General features: G+C 63.7%; 16 protein-coding genes and 1 pseudogene. 14 read left to right on the top strand and 3 right to left on the bottom strand.

Translation table 11 applies throughout. The annotated features are described in order from the left end of the window. The first annotated feature begins 93 nt into the window (after positions 1–93). From iolG to AC0L16_RS11920, 5 genes and pseudogenes are all read left to right on the top strand, one after another. The gene (gene iolG / locus AC0L16_RS11940; protein WP_473620931.1) at positions 94–1,095 is read left to right on the top strand and encodes an inositol 2-dehydrogenase; all 1,002 of its coding nucleotides are present in this window, start codon (positions 94–96) and stop codon (positions 1,093–1,095) included. Positions 1,096–1,118: 23 nt separating this feature from the next. After that, positions 1,119–1,913: an SDR family oxidoreductase gene (locus AC0L16_RS11935; protein WP_473620929.1), complete on the top strand. Its 795-nt coding sequence runs from the start codon at positions 1,119–1,121 to the stop codon at positions 1,911–1,913. 19 nt (positions 1,914–1,932) lie between these two features. Continuing rightward, positions 1,933–2,029, top strand: a pseudogene (locus tag AC0L16_RS11930) (integrase); the annotation flags it as partial. A 64-nt stretch (positions 2,030–2,093) separates the two neighbouring features. Further along, the gene (locus AC0L16_RS11925; RefSeq protein ID WP_473620928.1) at positions 2,094–2,378 is read left to right on the top strand and encodes a type II toxin-antitoxin system Phd/YefM family antitoxin; all 285 of its coding nucleotides are present in this window, start codon (positions 2,094–2,096) and stop codon (positions 2,376–2,378) included. A 306-nt stretch (positions 2,379–2,684) separates the two neighbouring features. Beyond that, positions 2,685–3,776: a 3-deoxy-7-phosphoheptulonate synthase gene (locus AC0L16_RS11920; RefSeq protein WP_473620927.1), complete on the top strand. Its 1,092-nt coding sequence runs from the start codon at positions 2,685–2,687 to the stop codon at positions 3,774–3,776. A 213-nt stretch (positions 3,777–3,989) separates the two neighbouring features. On the opposite strand, the gene AC0L16_RS11915 is transcribed toward AC0L16_RS11920, so the two are convergent. Continuing rightward, positions 3,990–5,099 carry a Gfo/Idh/MocA family protein gene (locus tag AC0L16_RS11915; RefSeq protein ID WP_473620925.1) on the bottom strand — a complete coding sequence of 370 codons (1,110 nt, stop codon included), beginning with the start codon at positions 5,097–5,099 and terminating at the stop codon, positions 3,990–3,992. A gap of 154 nt (positions 5,100–5,253) precedes the next feature. On the opposite strand from AC0L16_RS11915, the gene AC0L16_RS11910 reads away from it, so the two are divergent. The 9 genes from AC0L16_RS11910 (at position 5,254) to phnN (ending at position 14,829) form a co-directional block, all read left to right on the top strand. Further along, complete coding sequence (locus AC0L16_RS11910; protein WP_473620924.1) at positions 5,254–6,099, top strand: MurR/RpiR family transcriptional regulator; 846 nt, start codon at positions 5,254–5,256, stop codon at positions 6,097–6,099. Positions 6,100–6,245: 146 nt separating this feature from the next. Next, a complete protein-coding gene (locus AC0L16_RS11905; RefSeq protein ID WP_473620923.1) occupies positions 6,246–8,180 on the top strand; it encodes a bifunctional 5-dehydro-2-deoxygluconokinase/5-dehydro-2-deoxyphosphogluconate aldolase in 1,935 nt (644 codons plus the stop codon). Positions 8,181–8,215: 35 nt separating this feature from the next. Further along, complete coding sequence (iolD, locus tag AC0L16_RS11900; RefSeq protein ID WP_473620921.1) at positions 8,216–10,066, top strand: 3D-(3,5/4)-trihydroxycyclohexane-1,2-dione acylhydrolase (decyclizing); 1,851 nt, start codon at positions 8,216–8,218, stop codon at positions 10,064–10,066. Between the two features lie 44 nt (positions 10,067–10,110). Continuing rightward, on the top strand, positions 10,111–11,028 hold the full coding sequence (iolE, locus tag AC0L16_RS11895) for a myo-inosose-2 dehydratase (protein WP_473620920.1): 918 nt from the start codon (positions 10,111–10,113) through the stop codon (positions 11,026–11,028). A gap of 48 nt (positions 11,029–11,076) precedes the next feature. Continuing rightward, positions 11,077–11,295, top strand: coding sequence for a DUF3329 domain-containing protein (locus AC0L16_RS11890; protein ID WP_287317799.1), 219 nt, complete (start codon positions 11,077–11,079; stop codon positions 11,293–11,295). Between the two features lie 6 nt (positions 11,296–11,301). After that, positions 11,302–12,114, top strand: coding sequence for a 5-deoxy-glucuronate isomerase (gene iolB / locus AC0L16_RS11885; protein ID WP_473620918.1), 813 nt, complete (start codon positions 11,302–11,304; stop codon positions 12,112–12,114). A 154-nt stretch (positions 12,115–12,268) separates the two neighbouring features. Further along, positions 12,269–12,976 (top strand): DUF1045 domain-containing protein, encoded by a 708-nt coding sequence (locus tag AC0L16_RS11880; protein ID WP_473620916.1) that lies wholly within the window; start codon positions 12,269–12,271, stop codon positions 12,974–12,976. Positions 12,977–13,069: 93 nt separating this feature from the next. Then, positions 13,070–14,209 (top strand): alpha-D-ribose 1-methylphosphonate 5-triphosphate diphosphatase, encoded by a 1,140-nt coding sequence (locus AC0L16_RS11875; protein WP_473620914.1) that lies wholly within the window; start codon positions 13,070–13,072, stop codon positions 14,207–14,209. Then, complete coding sequence (phnN, locus tag AC0L16_RS11870) at positions 14,206–14,829, top strand: phosphonate metabolism protein/1,5-bisphosphokinase (PRPP-forming) PhnN (protein ID WP_473620912.1); 624 nt, start codon at positions 14,206–14,208, stop codon at positions 14,827–14,829. The genes AC0L16_RS11875 and phnN overlap by 4 nt, the downstream gene beginning before the upstream one ends. A gap of 176 nt (positions 14,830–15,005) precedes the next feature. On the opposite strand, the gene AC0L16_RS11865 is transcribed toward phnN, so the two are convergent. Both AC0L16_RS11865 and AC0L16_RS11860 read right to left on the bottom strand, forming a co-directional pair. Continuing rightward, positions 15,006–16,001, bottom strand: a complete 996-nt coding sequence (locus AC0L16_RS11865; RefSeq protein ID WP_473620910.1) for an ABC transporter permease — start codon at positions 15,999–16,001, stop codon at positions 15,006–15,008. An 80-nt stretch (positions 16,002–16,081) separates the two neighbouring features. Next, complete coding sequence (locus tag AC0L16_RS11860; protein ID WP_473620908.1) at positions 16,082–17,626, bottom strand: sugar ABC transporter ATP-binding protein; 1,545 nt, start codon at positions 17,624–17,626, stop codon at positions 16,082–16,084. Positions 17,627–17,764: the final 138 nt, after the last annotated feature.

Genomic DNA, 17,764 nt, shown 5'->3' with positions numbered 1-17,764 from the left:
CGATCAGCTGCAACAAGCAAATCTACTGCGCCTTGCCCTGAACGGTTCAGTAAAGACGCACTTCCATTTCGAACCATCCCAAAGGAAATTTCCATGTCTCTCCGCTTCGCTCTTCTCGGCGCCGGTCGCATCGGCAAGGTCCACGCTCGTGCCGTGGGTTCCAATCCGCAGGCCAGGCTGGTCGCAGTTGCCGATGCCTTCGAGAAGGCGGCAACCGATCTGGCGTCGGCCTATGGCGCGGAAGTGCGCAGCATCGAGGACATCGAAAAAGCTGGAGATATCGATGCGGTCATCATCTGCACGCCGACCGACACCCATGCCGATCTGATCGAGCGGTTCGCCAAGGCCGGCAAGGCGATCTTCTGCGAGAAGCCGATCGACCTCGACGCCGGCCGAGTGGAAGAATGTCTGGCCGTGGTCGACAAGGCCGGCGCCACATTGATGGTCGGCTTCAACCGCCGCTTCGATCCGCATTTCGCCGCCGTGCGCAAGGCGATCGACGACGGCGCCATCGGCACGGTCGAGATGGTGACCATCACGTCGCGCGATCCCGGCCCGCCGCCGCTCGACTATATCGGCCGCTCAGGCGGCATCTTCCGCGACATGACCATCCATGATTTCGATATGGCGCGCTTCCTGCTCGGCGAGGAGCCGGTGGCGGTCAGCGCCCATGCCTCGGTGCTGGTCGACAAAAAGATCGGCGAGGCCGGCGATTTCGACAGCGTCAGCGTCATCCTCGAAACCGCCTCCGGCAAGCAGTGCATCATCTCCAATTCGCGACGCGCCACTTATGGCTACGACCAGCGCATCGAGGTGCATGGCTCGAAAGGCATGGTTGCGGCCGAGAACCAGCGGCCGGTGTCGATCGAGCTGGCCAATGAAACGGGCTATACGCGCCCGCCGCTGCACGACTTCTTCATGACCCGCTACCTCGACGCCTATGCCAACGAGATCGCCGCCTTCGTCGCGGCGGCGACGTCAGGCAACAAGGCGGCACCGAGCGGTGGGGACGGGCTCGTCGCGCTGAGGCTGGCGGACGCGGCGCTGAAATCGGCCAGGGAAGGCAAGACCGTCCGCCTCGACAAGACAGTCTGATTATCAAGCACAGGAGCAAGGCGATGAACGGTTCCGCCGGTCGCAATTCAGAAACACGCGCCATCGTCACCGGCGGAGCGCAAGGCATCGGCTACGCCGTCGCCGAGACGCTGGCCGACGAGGGCTGCCGCGCCCTGGCGCTGGTCGGCCGCTCCAAAGAGAAAGGCGACAAGGCCGTCACCGCACTTGCGAAAGACGGCATCGACGCCATCTTCATCAGCGCCGACGTGTCAAAGGTGGCCGATTGCAAGCGGGTCGTCGAAACCGCGATCGCTCATTTCGGCACGATCAACGCGCTGGTCAACGCTGCCGCCACCTCGGCCCGCGGTTCACTGGTCGAGACCTCCGAAGACACCTTCGACCAGATATTCCAGACCAATGTGCGCGGCCCCTTCTTCCTGATGCAGGGTGTGGTGGCACATCTGCTCGACCGCAAGGCGCGCGGCTCGATCGTCAATGTGCTGTCGATGTCGGCGCATTGCGGCCAGTCGTTTTTGGCGCCGTATTCGTCGAGCAAAGGTGCATTGGCGACGCTGACCAAGAATGTCGCCAATGCCTACCGCAGCAATCGCATTCGCTGCAACGCCGTGCTGCCCGGCTGGATGGACACCGAGGGCGAGGCGATCGTGCAGAAGAAATGGCACGACGCACCGGACGACTGGCTGGAAAAGGCCGAGGCCGCGCAGCCGATGGGCCAGTTGGTGAAGCCGGACCAGCTTGCCAGGCTGATCAGCTATATGCTGAGCCCGCAATCCGGCGTGATGACCGGATCGCTGGTCGACTACGACCAAACCATTGCTGGGTCGTCGCCGGAATAAGTCCAGCCGAGTAGCCTCAGTTCAGAAGCAGCTCGGCCACGCGTCGGCCGAGATGGACCGAACATATCAACACCGGCGTGATCGGTTCGACCAAACTCACCAAGGCACCCGGGCTTCTGAAAACCGCTCTCCTTCCTGTTGCCGCCGTATCGCCATTCCCACATAGTCAAGATGGTCAGAATGGTCACGGAGGTCGAAATGCTGTCTGAGCCCAATGAGGATAGCAAGTGGACGGTTGCTGGGGCAAAAGCCCGGCTCTCGGAGGTCATCGAGCGCGCGCAGTCTTCGCCGCAGACGATCACCAGAAACGGCAAACCAAGCGTCGTTGTGGTCTCGGCCGAGGAATGGCAGCGGAAGACCGCGCGCAAGGGTACGCTTGCGCAGTTCCTGCTGGAGTCGCCGCTGCGCGGCACCGATCTCAACCTTGAGCGTCAGCGCGACGAACCGCGTGATCTGCCGCTGTGAGGCTCGCGACGGAGCTTCGCTCCTGCTTCGCCCTAGGATGACGAAGTTCGGGAGGCTTCAGCCAATCGCGAATGGGCTGGAGTAGACCTCCTCCTCATCTGAACGTGACAAACGCCGCGGCTTCCGATATAGGGGCGCGCATGATCCACCTGACCGCCTCGTTCTGGTACTTTAGCTACGGCAGCTCGCTGGCGGCGGGAGGATTGCGCTCGATCTGAAGATTGCAGCAACAACATCCGAACAGCCGCCAGACCTGGCGGCTTTTTTGTTTCAGCCGGCAGGTCTCCCAACCAGGAGCAGAAAGCCGTGTTGACCACCACAGATGATCTTCGGGTCAAGGAAATCCGAGAGCTGAGTACGCCGGACGACGTGATGCGGGAGATATCGCGCACGCTGACGGCGACGCGCACCGTTGCTGCGTCACGCAATGCTATCCACGCCGTGCTGACCGGCGCCGACGATCGGCTGGTCGTCGTCGTCGGCCCCTGTTCGATCCACGACCCGATTGCTGCCGTCGACTATGCCAGCCGGCTAGTGGCGCTGCGCGAGAGCCTGTCGGACCGGCTGGAGATCGTGATGCGCGTGTATTTTGAGAAACCGCGCACGACGGTTGGGTGGAAGGGCCTGATCAACGATCCCGACCTCGACGGCAGCTTCAACATCGACAAGGGCCTGCGGATGGCCCGCAACGTGCTCTCTGCGGTCAACAATCTTGGCCTTCCGGCGGCGACCGAATTCCTCGACATGGCCACCCCGCAATACATTGCCGACCTCGTCGCCTGGGGCGCGATCGGCGCGCGCACGACAGAGAGCCAGATCCATCGCGAACTCGCATCCGGCCTGTCCTGCCCGGTCGGCTTCAAGAACGGCACCGACGGCAATTTGCGGATCGCCGCCGAGGCGGTGAAGTCCGCCGCCCAGCCACATCATTTCATGGCGGTGACGAAGGGCGGGCGCAGCGCCATCGCGACGACCACCGGTAACGAGGACTGCCACGTCATCCTGCGCGGCGGCATTGTGCCGAACTATGACGCGACGAGCATAGCTGCCGCCTGCGCGGAACTCGGACGGATCGGCGTAGCACCACGGCTGATGATCGACGTCAGCCACGCCAACAGCAACAAGAAGCCGGAGAACCAGCCGATGGTGGCGGCCGACGTCGCGGGCCAGGTCGCGGCAGGCGACGAACGCATCATCGGCGTCATGATCGAGAGCAACCTCGTCGCCGGACGGCAGGAGGTCATGCCCGGCAAGCCACTCGTCTATGGCCAGAGCATCACCGACGGCTGCATCGACTGGACAGCCACCGAGACGGTGCTGCACGGCCTTGCCGACGCTGTCGAGCGGCGCCGGTCGGCGCGACTCGCCCTGATGGAGAGCCGGCAGGGAGCTGCCTGAGCACTTCCCTTCTCCCCTTGTGGGAGAAGGTGGATCGGCGCGCAGCGCCGAGACGGAAGAGGGGTGCTGGAAGAAGCGATGCGCTAAAATATTGAATGATATTAGATGCTTACGACTCAAAGCAGCGATCCGTCCAACACCCCTCATCCGACCGAGCTTCGCTCGGCCACCTTCTCCCACAAGGGGAGAAGGGGAACCTACGTCGGCGAGCCGCTACCTCACATCCACCCAGCGCTGTTCCTCGAATGAGTGCGCCATGGCATGCACCGTGCGCTCGATCTCAAGTCCCTCGTCGAAATCGATGATCCGCGCCGGCTTGCCGGCCAGCCGCGTCAAAAGCTCGCGGCATTCGATGATCTTGAGGTCGTTGAAGCCGAGACCGTGGCCGGGCGCCGGCAGGAAGGCGTCGTAGGGCTTGTGGTGCGGCGCCACCAGGATGGTGCGATAGCCTTGCTCGGTCGGGCGGTCGGCTGTCAGGTAAAGCTGGAACTCGTTCATCCGCTCCTGGTCGTACAGGATCGAGCCCTTCGAGCCGAAGATCTGAATGGCGATTCGGCCCTTGCGGCCCCAGGCCGAACGGTTGACCAGCAGTGTGCCGGCAATGCCGTTTTCGAGATGCATCAGCACGCTGGCGATGTCGTAGGTCTCGACCGCGCGACGCCCGCCTGATGCGACGCGGCGATCGGCATAGGGTTTTGCCATGTCGCACATGACGCGGGCGACGCGGCCGAACAGCACCGAGACCAGCGACAGCGGATGCACGGCGAAATCGTCGAGCGCGCCGTAACCGGACGCCGCCTCGTGCTTCCAGAAGAACTGCGCCTCCGGGTCGGCCATGAAATCCTCGTCCATCTCGATGCGCAGATGGTTGACTTCACCGAGGATCTTCTCGTCGAGCAGCGCACCGATATGGCGGATCGCCGGATTCTGGATGTAGTTGTAGCCGAGCGCGGCCACCTTGCCGGATTTTTTGGCCGCCGCCGCCATCGCTTGCGCCTCGGCAAAGCTCGGCGCCATCGGTTTTTCGCACCACAGATGCTTGCCGGCTTCGAGGATGGCGATGGCCATCTCCGGGTGGAACTGGTTCGGCGTGGTCAGCGAGACGATATCGACGTCCGGGTCATCGATGACGGCGCGCCAGTCGCCGGAGCCCTTGGCGAAGCCGAACTCGGCCGCCCGGCGCTTGGCAAGGTCGTCATCGACCTCGCCGAGATGGACCAGCCTTGGCTTGGCCACGTCGGGAAAGACGGTGCCGACCGCGTTCCAGGCGATAGCGTGGCACTTGCCCATGAACCCCGTGCCGATAAGACCGACTCCGACCATTTCATTGTCTCCGCTGCCAGAAAGGTTGTGTGGATGAATTAGTCCATTTTTTCCAGAAATGGAACGCATGGCTCATTTTTTATGGCCTTCTTGCACAGGCTCGCTATGATGGGGCATCACACGGCATCGACTGATGGACCTAGGCGGAGCGACGATGGACGAACGGGTGCCCCGCGATTTCGAGACGCTGCGTACGACGATCCTGGAACGGCGCCAGAGCCTGCCCAAGCGCATCGCGCAGATCGCCGCCTATGCGCTCGACAATCCCGACGATATTGCCTTCGGCACCGCCGCCAGCATCGCCGCCTCCGCCGGCGTCCAGCCTTCGACCTTGATCCGCTTCGCCCAGCAGCTCGGCTTCGACGGCTTCACCAGCCTGCAGCTGGTGTTTCGCGAGCGCCTGCGCGAGCGCAATTCGTCCTATGATGAAAGGCTGGCGGCATTGCGCGCCAAGGCCGAGGAAGGCGCCGGTCACCGAGCGATTTTCGACGGCTTCGTCGCCGCGGCGAGCACCTCGCTCAACGATATTTCAGGCAGGTTGAACGAAGACCATTTCGAAGCTGCCATCGCCTTGCTGGCGAAGGCGGAGACGATTTATGTGCTGGCCAAGCGCCGCTCCTATCCGGTCGCCTCCTACATCGCCTATGCGCTGGGCAAGCTCAAGATCCGCAACCAGCTGATCGAATCAGCCGCCGGCCTTAACGCCGAGATGATCAGCTTTGCCTCGCCCAGGGATGCCGTCATCGCCATCAGTTTCTCGCCTTACGCCCCGGCGACCATCGAGGAGGCGCGCGTCATCTCGGAGCAAGGCGTTCCGATCGTAGCGATCACCGACAGTTCCTTTTCCCCGCTCGCCCAGTTCGCCAAAGTCTGGTTCGAGGTCGCTGAAGCCGATTTCGCCGGCTTCCGCTCGCTGTCGGCGACGATGGCGCTGGCCATGGCGCTGACCGTTGCGGTTGGCGAAAAGCGGCGCGACAGCGGCGGGAAGCGCAAAGCCTGACAGGCTACTTTTCGGCAAAGGAACGCGCGTTCCATATTGACTATCGATTGGAATTATTATTTCATATTGCCGGCGCCACGCTGCCGCTCGCGCGTGTTACCCAAGACAATGTGTTACCAAGACAACAAGGCTGATGGGAGGTTCGAATGAGCGAAGCCGTGGACGCGAAACATGCGCCGCTCGACGTCATCACCATCGGCCGCGCCTCGGTCGATCTCTACGGCCAGCAGATCGGCTCGCGGCTGGAGGACATCACCTCCTTTGCCAAGTCGGTCGGCGGCTGTCCGGCCAACATTTCGGTCGGCACGGCGAGGCTCGGCCTGCGCTCGGCGCTGCTCACCCGCGTCGGCGACGAGCAGATGGGCCGCTTCATCCGCGAGCAGCTGACCCGCGAGGGGGTTTCGGTTGACGGCCTCAGGACCGACCCGGACCGGCTGACCGCGCTGGTGCTGCTGTCGGTCGAGGACGAGGGCGTCTCGCCGATGATCTTCTATCGCACCGACTGCGCCGACATGGCGCTTTCGGAAGACGACATCGATGAGACGTTCATCGCTTCGGCACGCGCGATCGTCGTCACCGGCACGCATTTTTCGCGGCCCAACAGCGACGCCGCGCAGCGCAAGGCGATCCGTGCCATCAAGGCCACGGGCGGCAAGGTGGTGTTCGACATCGACTACCGCCCTAATCTGTGGGGCCTTGCCGGCCATGCCGAAGGCTTCGAGCGCTATGTGAAATCCGACCGGGTCTCCGCCCAGCTGAAGTCGGTGCTGCCCGATTGCGACCTGATCGTCGGCACCGAAGAAGAGATCATGATCGCCTCCGGTGCCGATGATTGCCTGAGCGCGTTGAAGACGGTCCGCTCGCTGTCCAAGGCCACGATCGTCTTGAAGCGCGGCGCCATGGGCTGCATCGTCTATGACGGGCCGATCAGCGACGACCTCGAGGACGGCATCGTTGGCAGGGGGTTTCCGATCGAGGTCTACAATGTGCTCGGCGCCGGCGATGCCTTCATGTCAGGTTTTTTGCGCGGCTGGCTCGGCGAGGAGAGCTTGGAGACGGCGGCAACCTGGGCCAATGCCTGCGGCGCTTTCGCCGTGTCGCGGCTGCTCTGCGCGCCGGAATACCCGACCTTCGAGGAATTGCAGTTCTTCCTGAAGAACGGCAGCAGGCACCTGGCGCTGCGCAAGGACGAGGCGATCAACCATATCCATTGGGCGACGACGCGCCGACGCGATATTCCCTCGCTGATGGCGCTGGCCTGCGATCACCGTATCCAGCTTGACGATGTCGCCGCGAAAGCCGGCGCCGACCCATCGCGTATCCACGATTTCAAGGTGCTGACGGTCAAGGCGGCGGCAAAGGTTGCCGCCGGCCGCGCCGGCTACGGCATGCTGCTCGACGAAAAATACGGCCGCGAGGCGATGCTTGAATTCGCCCGCCATCCCTTCGCCTGGCTCGGCCGGCCGGTCGAACTGCCGGGATCGCGGCCGCTTCGTTTCGAATTCTCGCAGGATATCGGCTCGCAACTGATCGAGTGGCCGGTCGACCATTGCATCAAGTGCCTGTGCTTCTACCACCCCGACGACCCCGAGGCGCTGAAGACCGAGCAGCAGCAGAAGCTCAAAAGCCTGTTCGAGGCCGCGCGGAAAGTAGGCAGAGAACTTCTCATCGAGATCATCGCCGGCAAGCACGGCGAGCTCGACGACACGACGATCCCGCGGGCGCTGCAGGAACTCTATGCGCTTGATATCAAGCCCGACTGGTGGAAACTTGAACCGCAGGCCTCAGCCGCGGCCTGGGCAAAGATCGAAGCGGTGATCCTGAAGAACGATCCGTGGTGCCGCGGGGTCGTGCTGCTCGGCCTGGAGGCGCCGCAGGACGAACTGGAAGCGGCCTTTGCCGCCACCGCCAAGGCGCCGATCGTCAAGGGCTTCGCCGTCGGTCGCACCATCTTCATCAACGCGGCCGAACAATGGCTTGCCGGCAAGATGTCGGACGAGGAGGCGGTGGCCGACATGGCGTCGCGCTTCGAGCGACTGACCGAGGCATGGCTTGCCGCGCGCGGCCGCAAAGCAGCATAAGAAGGCGCGGCATAGAGACTGCGGAGGAAAACAACATGACCAAGACAATCCGCCTGACGATGGCGCAGGCGCTGACCCGCTTTCTCGGCTGCCAGATGACCGAGATCGACGGCAGGAAAATGCCGATCTTCGGCGGCGTCTGGGCGATCTTCGGCCACGGCAATGTCGCCGGCATCGGCGAGGCGCTTTATCAGGTGCGCGACGAATTGCCGACCTTTCGCGCCCACAACGAACAGGCGATGGCGCATGCAGCGATCGCCTACGCCAAAGCCAATTTCCGTCGCCGCTTCATGGCGGCAACCAGTTCGATCGGCCCCGGCGCGCTCAACATGGTGACGGCGGCGGCACTTGCGCATGTAAACCGGTTGCCCGTCCTGTTTCTCCCCGGCGACGTCTTCGCCAATCGTATCCCCGACCCTGTGCTGCAACAGGCCGAAGATTTCTCCGACGGTACCGCGACGGTCAACGATTGCTTCCGGCCGGTGTCGCGCTATTTCGATCGCATCACCCGGCCCGAGCAGATCATCCCGGCGCTCAACCGTGCGATGCAGGTGCTGACCGATCCGGCCGAATGCGGGCCAGTGACCTTGGCGCTCTGCCAGGACGTGCAGGCCGAGGCCTTTGATTACCCCGAGAGCTTCTTTGCCGAACGGGTCTGGCATCAGCGCCGGCCGCGTCCGGACCGTGGGGAGTTGGCGGCCGCCGTGGCGGCGCTGAAGGGCGCGAAAAAGCCGTTGGTGATTGCCGGTGGCGGCGTGCTGTATTCACAGGCTTCCGGCGAGCTGGCGAAGCTGGTGCAAGGCGCCGCCATCCCGGTCTGTGAGACACAGGGCGGCAAATCCTCGCTGCCGGACGATCATCCGCTCAACATGGCGGCGGTCGGCGTCACCGGCACTTCGGCTGCCAACCGGCTGGCCGAGGAAGCCGATGTCGTGCTTGCCGTCGGCACCAGATTGCAGGATTTCACCACCGGCTCGTGGGCGCTGTTCAAGAATTCCGGCAAGACCATCATCGGGCTGAACGTCCAGCCTTTCGATGCGGGCAAGCACCAGGCGCTGCCGCTGGTCACTGATGCGGCGGAAGGGCTCGCCGAGCTTGGCGCGGCGCTGAACGGCTGGCAGGCGCCGGCCGCCTGGACCGATAATGCGGCCAGGGGCAAGAAAGAATGGCAGGCCGAAGCCGGCAAGGTGACGGCCTCGACCAATGCCGCCTACCCCTCGGATGCGCAGGTGATCGGCGCCGTGCAGCGCGCCATGGGCTCCGGCGTGATACTGCTTCATGCTGCCGGCGGGCTGCCCGGCGAGTTGCACAAGCTCTGGCAGGCGGGCGCGCCCGGCTCGTACCACGCCGAATACGGCTTCTCGACCATGGGCTACGAGATCGCTGGCGGGCTCGGCGTCAAGATGGCCAAGCCCGACGAGGAGGTCGTCGTCATGATCGGCGACGGCTCCTATCTGATGCTCAATTCCGAGATCGCGACCTCCGTCATGCTCGGCCTCAAGATGACCATCGTGCTGCTCGACAACAGAGGCTATGGCTGCATCAACCGGCTGCAGATGGCAACCGGCGGCGCCAACTTCAACAATCTGCTGAAGGACGCCCGTCACGAGGTTATGCCCGATATCGACTTCGCCGCGCATGCGGCAAGCCTTGGTGCGATCGCCGAGAAGGTTTCATCGATCGCAGGGTTGGAAACGGCGCTGGCAAAGGCGAAAGGCAATAGCAAGACGACGGTACTGGTCATCGACACCGACCCACTGGTGTCGACCGATGTCGGCGGCCATTGGTGGGATGTCGCCGTGCCGGAAGTTTCTTCGCGGCCGCAGGTCAACGCCGCACGCAAAGCCTATGAAGAAAAGCGGCGGATGCAGAGTGTTGGTGATTGATGTCGGCGAATGAAAATTGAACGATCTGACATTGGAGTGACGACTTGAAAGCCAAACTGGGCATGTCCCCCATTGCATGGTGGAACGACGATCTTGCGGAACTCAGCGATGACGTGTCGCTGGAGGAGTGTTTGGCGCAATCGCGCTCGGCAGGCTTCACCGGCATGGAAATGGGCCGCCGTTTTCCCAGTGATCCGAAAATCATGCTGCCGATCCTGAAGGCGGCCGACGTGACGCTCTGCGGCGGCTGGTTCTCCGGTACGCTGGTCGACGAAGACATGGCCAGGAACAAGGATCGCATCCAGCCGATGATCGATCTGTTCAAGGCGGTGAACGCGCCCTGCATCGTCTATGGCGAGGTCGGCCGCTCCATCCAGGGCGACCGCTCAAAGCCGCTCGCCACCAAGCCGAGGCTTTCGGACGACGAGATGAAGGCCTATGCGAGGCGCCTCACGCAGTTCGGCGAATGGTGCGCCGAGCAAGGCATGCCGCTTTCCTACCACCATCATATGGCGGCGGTCGTCGAGACCGAGCCGGAGCTCGATGCGTTCATGCGCCATTCGGGAGAAGGCATTCCACTGCTGCTCGACGCCGGCCATCTGGCCTTTGCCGGCGGCGATGTTCTGCGCGCCATCGACAACCATCACCAGCGCATTAACCATGTGCATGTGAAGGACGTGCGGATTGAGGTGATCGAAAAACTCGATCGCCAGAAGCAATCCTTCCTCGATGCCGTGGCGCTCGGCGCCTTCACGGTGCCGGGCGATGGCTCGCTGGATTTTGGCGCCACTGTGGAAAGGCTGGCGAACTATGGCTATGAAGGCTGGTTCGTGGTCGAGGCCGAGCAGGATCCCAAGAAGAATCCGCCGCTCACGATGGCGCAAGTCGGCTACAAGGAATTGATGCGGGTGATGACGGCCGCCGGCTACACGGTTGAAACGCAGGGCTTCCCCAATGCTTGAGCGAGTCTATTCCCGGCGATGGGGTGATCCGATGCGGGGGCTGATCCGATGAAGGACTCTGAGCATCCGTTCTTCCGGCCGCTGTGGCGACGCGTTGCCATTGTCGCCGTCTGCCTGGGCTGGGCCGTGGTCGAGTTTGCCACCGGCGCGCCGTTCTGGGGCACGATCGCGCTCGGCTTCGCCGGCTATGCCGTCTGGCAGTTCTTCTATCTCTACAAGCCGGCCGACGGCGGCAAGGGTTCGGCCGACACCGAACCAAAGGAGTGAGCCCGGATGTCGAAACTGCTCGTCAAGGCCGATAAGGGCCATGGCCGCGTCGCCCATGTGACGCCGCAAAACGCCGGCTGGACCTATGTCGGTTTCGATCTGCATCGATTGCGGCCAAGCGAGACCATCTCCGGACAAACCGCGAGCCGTGAAGTCTGCCTGGTGTTCGTCACCGGCAAGGGCAAGGCCAAGGCCGGCGGCAACGATCTCGGCCTGCTCGGCGAACGCATGTCGCCCTTCGAAGGCAAGCCGTGGTCGGTCTATGTGCCGCAGGGCTCTGACTGGTCGGTGACCGCCGACACCGGTCTCGAACTCGCGGTCTGCTCGGCGCCGGGGCTTGGCGGCTGCCTGCCGGTCCGCGTCATCGCGCCAAAAGATCTCGGCCAGGAGGTTCGCGGCAAGGGCACCAACACGCGCTATGTCACCAACATCCTGCCGGAAGGCAAGCCGGCCGATTCATTGCTGGTGGTCGAGGTCATCACGCCTGGCGGCCACACGTCGAGCTATCCGCCGCACAAGCATGACCAGGACAATCTGCCGGCCGAGTCCTATCTCGAGGAGACCTATTACCACCGCCTCAATCCGCCGCAGGGCTTTGCTTTCCAGCGCGTCTACACCGATGCCGATCGGAACGGCGCTCGTTCGCTCGACGAGGCGATGGCGATCGAGGACGGCGACGTCGTGCTGGTACCCAAGGGCTATCACCCTTGCGCCGCCTGCCATGGCTACGACCTCTACTACCTCAACGTCATGGCCGGGCCGAAGCGGACGTGGAAATTCCACAACGCGCCCGAGCACGAATGGCTGATGAAGGCCTGATCGCGCGATGCTTCCGGGTCGGCAAACTGGCCCAAAGCGAAAAAATCGTCGGCTAATGACCCGCCTGAACAAGTTTGTTATCAGGAGCGACCATCAGCTTCGTCATTTCGTCATGCAAATCGCCTATGGCAGCGGGAGTTGACGAGGACTTTCGATGCGCTACGCTATCTATTTCACCCCCCGGCAGGACGAACCGTTGGCGCGGATCGCCGCCAATTGGCTCGGCCGCGACCCGTTCGGTGCCGCCACGAGGCCGGTCAAGGCCGTGGGCGAGCTGTCGGCGGCGGAAGTCGCCTTCCACACCGCTTCGGCACGCCGCTACGGCTTTCATGCGACACTGAAGGCGCCCTTCCGGCTGGCTTCGAACGAAACGGAAGCCGCGCTTCGCGCCGCACTGGACGATTTCGCCGAGACGACGCCGGTGATGACGATCCCACGGCTGGTCGTCAGCCAGATCGACGGCTTCTTCGCGCTGGTGCCGGAAGGACCGTTGCCGGCGCTCAACCGCTTCGCCGACGACGTCGTGCGCGACTTCGACCGTTTTCGCGCGCCACTCAGCGAGGCGGAGATCGAGCGGCGCAGCCCCGATTCGCTGAAGCCGGATGAGTTCCGCCATCTCTGCCAGTGGGGCTACCCCTATGTCTTCGAGACATTTCGATTCCACATGACGCTGTCCGGTCGTGTCTCGTCACAGGAAAGCCCTCGTCTTCGCGCAGCAATCGGCAGCCTGTTTGCGGGAGTCCTGCAACGGCCGGTGCCGGTGGACGCGCTGACCCTGTTTGTCGAAACCGAACCTGGCGCCCCGTTCATGGTGCTCTCCCATCACGCGCTCGGGCACCGTCCGGCGAGAAAAACCGCCTGAAATACTATTTGTTTTAAACCGCTTTTGTGCGACGCCAACTCATTCCAATCGGTGACTCCAATTGGCTGCAAAATGCTCCAAGGACTGCCTGAAATGACCGTCGAGACCGTTCTCAACAATGCCCGGATCGTGCTTGCTGACGAGATCGTCGAGGGCTCGATCGTGCTGCGCGACGGCTTGATCGCCGGGATCGACGCCGGCTCCGCCCGGAACGGCGAGGACATGGCCTGCGATTTCATCATTCCCGGGCTGGTTGAGCTTCATACCGACCACCTGGAGGGTCACTACGCGCCGCGGCCGAAGGTGCGCTGGAACCCGATCGCCGCGGTGCTCGCCCACGACGCGCAGGTGGCGACCGCCGGCATCACCACCGTGCTCGATGCCTTGCGCGTCGGCATGGACGACGACGCCGACATGAATTCGGCCGACATGCGCAAGCTGGCCGATGCGATCGAGGACAGCGTCCAACAGGACCGGCTGCGGGCCGACCATTTCATCCATCTGCGCTGCGAGGTTTCGGCGCCGGATTGCCTCGCAGCCTTCGCGCATTTTGACGGCGATGACAGGATCAAGCTGGCGTCGCTGATGGACCATGCGCCGGGACAGCGCCAGTTCGTCGATTTGGAAACCTATGCCTATTACTACCAGCGCAAACTGAAGCTGACGGATCGCGAATTCCAGCAATTCTGTGAGAAGCGGATGGCGGAGTCGGCGACGAATTCGGGGCCGAACCGCGCCTTCATCGCTGCCGCCTGCCATCAGCGCGACATCGTGCTGGCCAGCCATGACGACGCCACGACCGGCCATGTCGACGAGGCGATCGAACAAGGCGTCCGCGTCGCCGAATTCCCGACCACCAAAGAGGCCGCAAACGCTTCGAAGGCGGCAGGGCTCGGGGTGCTGATGGGCGCCCCGAACGTCATGCGCGGCGCCTCGCATTCGGGCAATGTCTCGGCCCGGACACTTGCCGGCGAAGGCTTGCTCGACATATTGTCGTCCGACTACATCCCCTTCAGCCTGATCCAGGCGGCCTTTTTCCTCGGCGACGTGGTCGACGGCATCTCCCTGCCGCAGGCGGTGGCGATGGTTTCGAAGAACCCGGCCGAGGCGGTCGGCCTCGCCGACCGTGGCGTCATCGAGCAGGGCCGGCGCGCCGATCTGGTTCGCGTCCGTCTCGACGATCATGTCCCGGTTGTCCGCACGGTTTGGCGGCAGGGTCGTCGGGTCGCGTGATGGTGTCGGCGTCGATCGAGCGTGAATTGTCCGCCGCGGCGTTTCCGATCCGCGACGGCGTGTTTGTCGCCGTCGTCGGGCCGAGTGGCGCCGGCAAGGACACGGTGATCGGCTATGCCCGGACGCTGTTTGCCGACGAGACCCGGCTGGAGTTCGTGCGCCGGGTCATCACCCGGCCGAGCGACACGACGAGCGAGGATCACGACACGCTGGCCGATGCGGCCTTCGTCGAGGCCGAGGCGGACGGCGCCTTCGCCATCTCCTGGGAGGCGCATGGCTTGCGCTACGGCATCCCGGCTGAAGTCGACCGGTCGGTGGCCAATGGCCGCGTCGCTATCGCCAATGTCTCCCGCGCCATCATCCCGGCGCTGCGTGGTCGCTATGCCAATCTGGCTGTCGTCGAGATCACCGCATCGCCGCAGATCCTGGCCGAGCGACTGGCGACGCGTGGCCGCGAGTCGCGCGGCGAAGTGCTGGCGCGGCTGGCGCGCAGCGCCAATGTGGCGTTGTCCGGGCCAGGCGTCACCTCGATCGACAATAGCGGCCCGCACGAGGCGGCTGGCGAGCGTTTTGTCGAAGTGCTGCGCAAGGCAATGGCGTTCTCCGACCGACGGGCCTGATCTAAGCCGCCTCTTGCCTTCTCCCCTTGTGGGAGAAGGTGGATCGGCGCGCAGCGCCGAGACGGTTGAGGGGTGTTGGAAGAAATGAGGTGTCGGCGTTCCCTGGAACACTCCTCATCCGACCGAGCTTCGCTCGGCCACCTTCTCCCACAAGGGGAGAAGGAAGAGCAGGGCGACTACTCCGCTGCCGCGCCGGCCGCGCCCTTGCGGGTTGCCTCCAGCATCAGCCGCCGCTCCCGGTACACGCCCCATTGCTGATCGACCAGCACGCCGATGAGGATCACCCCGCCCATTACCGCGAAATTGAGCGAGGACGGGATGCCGAGCAGGTTGACGAGGTTCTGCAGTTCCTGCAGCAGAACCGTACCCAGGATTACGCCGATCAGCGAGCCTTCGCCGCCGCGCAGCGAGAAGCCGCCGAGCACGGCTGCGGCAATGGCGTAGAGTTCGTAGAACTGGCCGTGGCTGGCCGGCGAGATCGAGCGCGTGTACATGGCGAAGTAGATCGCCGACAGCGCCGTCAGCACACCGCAGATGACATAGGCCGCCATGACGACGCGGCCGGTGCGGATGCCCGAATATTTCGCCGCCTCCTCGTTCTTGCCGATGGCGTAGAGGTAGCGGCCGAACACCGAACGGTGCAGCACCACCCACATCACGATAGCGATGACGATCAGCGCGATAAAACTGTTCGGCACGCCATAGGATCGACCGGCGGTCAGGAATTCGAGCTCCGGGAAATTCTGCCCGAAGGCGAAGCCCGCCGTGCCGTCGGCTGTGTAGAACCGCGCCACGCCGCGATAGATCAAGAGCCCGCACAGCGTCACCACGAAAGGCTGCAATCTGAGCCGCGTGATCAGCCAGCCATGTGCCAGCCCGATGATGCCGCCAAGCACGAGGATCAGCGGCAGCGCCACCGGCCATGCCATGCCGCGCGTGGCGATGAAATCGACGAACAGGACGCCGAGCAGCGCAACCACCGAGCCGACCGACAATTCGATGCCGCCGGTGATGATGACGAAGGCCTGGCCGATTGCCAGGATGCCGAACAGCCCGATCAGGTTCGAGGTGTTGGCGAGGTTGATCGGCAGCAGGAAACGCGGGTTGATGATCGCCACCACCGCTCCGACCACAAGAATCAGGATCAGCAGGCCAAGATCTTTCTTGCTCATCGTCTTCTCCCAATGCCTGCCTGAGCAGGTTCCGCAAAAGTGTTCCGCGGTTTTGCCGTCAGAACCTGCGCGAATAAAAACTATTTCGGCTGCTTCCCGACAGCCAGCAGCAGCACGTTTTCCTGGCTGAACTGTTCCTTGTCGAGAATGCCTGAGATCTGGCCCTCATGCATGACGGCGATGCGGTCGGAGACGCCGATCACCTCCTCCATGTCGCTCGATATCATCAGCACGGCGACGCCGGCATCGGCCAGCGCCCGCATCAGCCCGTAGATCTCCGCCTTGGCACCGATGTCGATGCCGCGCGTCGGCTCGTCGAGGATCATCACCTTGGGGCTCATGGCCAGCCACTTGGCCAGCACCACCTTTTGCTGGTTGCCGCCGGACAGCGTGCCGGTGCGCGTCGCCACCGAGGGCGCCTTGATGCCGAGATTGCGTTTCTGCTTCTCGGCGGTGACGGCTTCGGCGCGGGCAGAGACCAAGGATCGCCGGGCATGCGCCGGCAGATTGGGGAGCGAAATATTCTGGGCAATCGACAGGTCGAGCAGGATGCCGGTCAGCTTGCGATCCTCGGGGACGAGGAAGATCCCGTTGGCCACAGCGTCGGCCGCCGAACCAAGAACCAGATCTTTTCCATCAAGCTGGGCCGCGCCGCCAAGGCTCTTCTCGATGCCGAAAAGCACGCGCGCCAGTTCCGTGCGGCCGGAGCCGACAAGACCCGCCAAGCCAAGGATTTCGCCGCGCCTGACGCCGAGATCGACCGGCCGGTCGGGATAGGCGCTGGTGCGAACGGCCTTGGCCGACAGGGCGACGGCGCCGGGCGGGCGGGCCGATTCTGCGGCCTTCTCCCGCTCCTTCAGCATGCGGCCGATCATCAGCTTGACCATCTGGTCATGGTTGATGGCGTTCTTCGGCAGCGTGCCGGCAAGCATGCCGTCCCTCAGCACGACGACGCGATCGGCAACCCGCTCGACCTCGTGAAGGCGATGCGAGATGAAGATGACGCTGATGCCGTCGGCCTTCAGCGCCTTGATGACATCGAGCAGCTTGTCGGTTTCGGCAAGGGGCAGGCTCGACGTCGGCTCGTCGAGGATGACCAGGCGCGCCTCGATCGATAGCGCCTTGGCGATTTCGACCATCTGCTGCTGGGCAAGCGACAGCGCCGATACCGGGGTGTCGGCCGAGAAATTGGCGCCCACACGTTTGAGCAGTGGCGCCGCCAGCGTGCGCAGCTTGGTGCGGTCGACAAGCCTGAGCGGACCGGCGCGCAACGGCTCGCGGCCGAAAAAGATGTTGGCGGCAACGTCGAGGTTTTCGAACAGGTTGAGTTCCTGGTGGACGAAGGCGATGCCGGAACCGATGCTGGCCTCGACGGTCAGCCCGTCATGGGCGACACCATCGACGGTGATCGTGCCGGTGTCGGGTGTGGTCACGCCACCGAGGATCTTCATCAGCGTCGACTTGCCGGCGCCGTTTTCGCCGACGAGGCCGATAACCTCGCCAGGCCTGACCTCCAGCGAAAACCCGTCCAGCGCGACCACGCCAGGATAGGTCTTGCGTACGCCCTCGAGACTGAGGAACGGGGCAATCGTGGATGCGCCGGTGGATGCGTCGGAATAGTTCATCGTGCCTGACAGCAGTTGGCGGGCGAAAGACTGACGGGCCTGCGCAGGCCCGTCAACGATAAACAGGACAATCCGCTGAAGGTTTGGCGCTGCCCCTGACCCTTACCCTCTCCCCGTGAAGAACGGGGGAGAGGGGGT

The sequence above is a fragment of the Mesorhizobium sp. WSM4848 genome, assembly GCF_055811375.1.
This window is presented reverse-complemented; position numbering and strand designations above follow the sequence as displayed.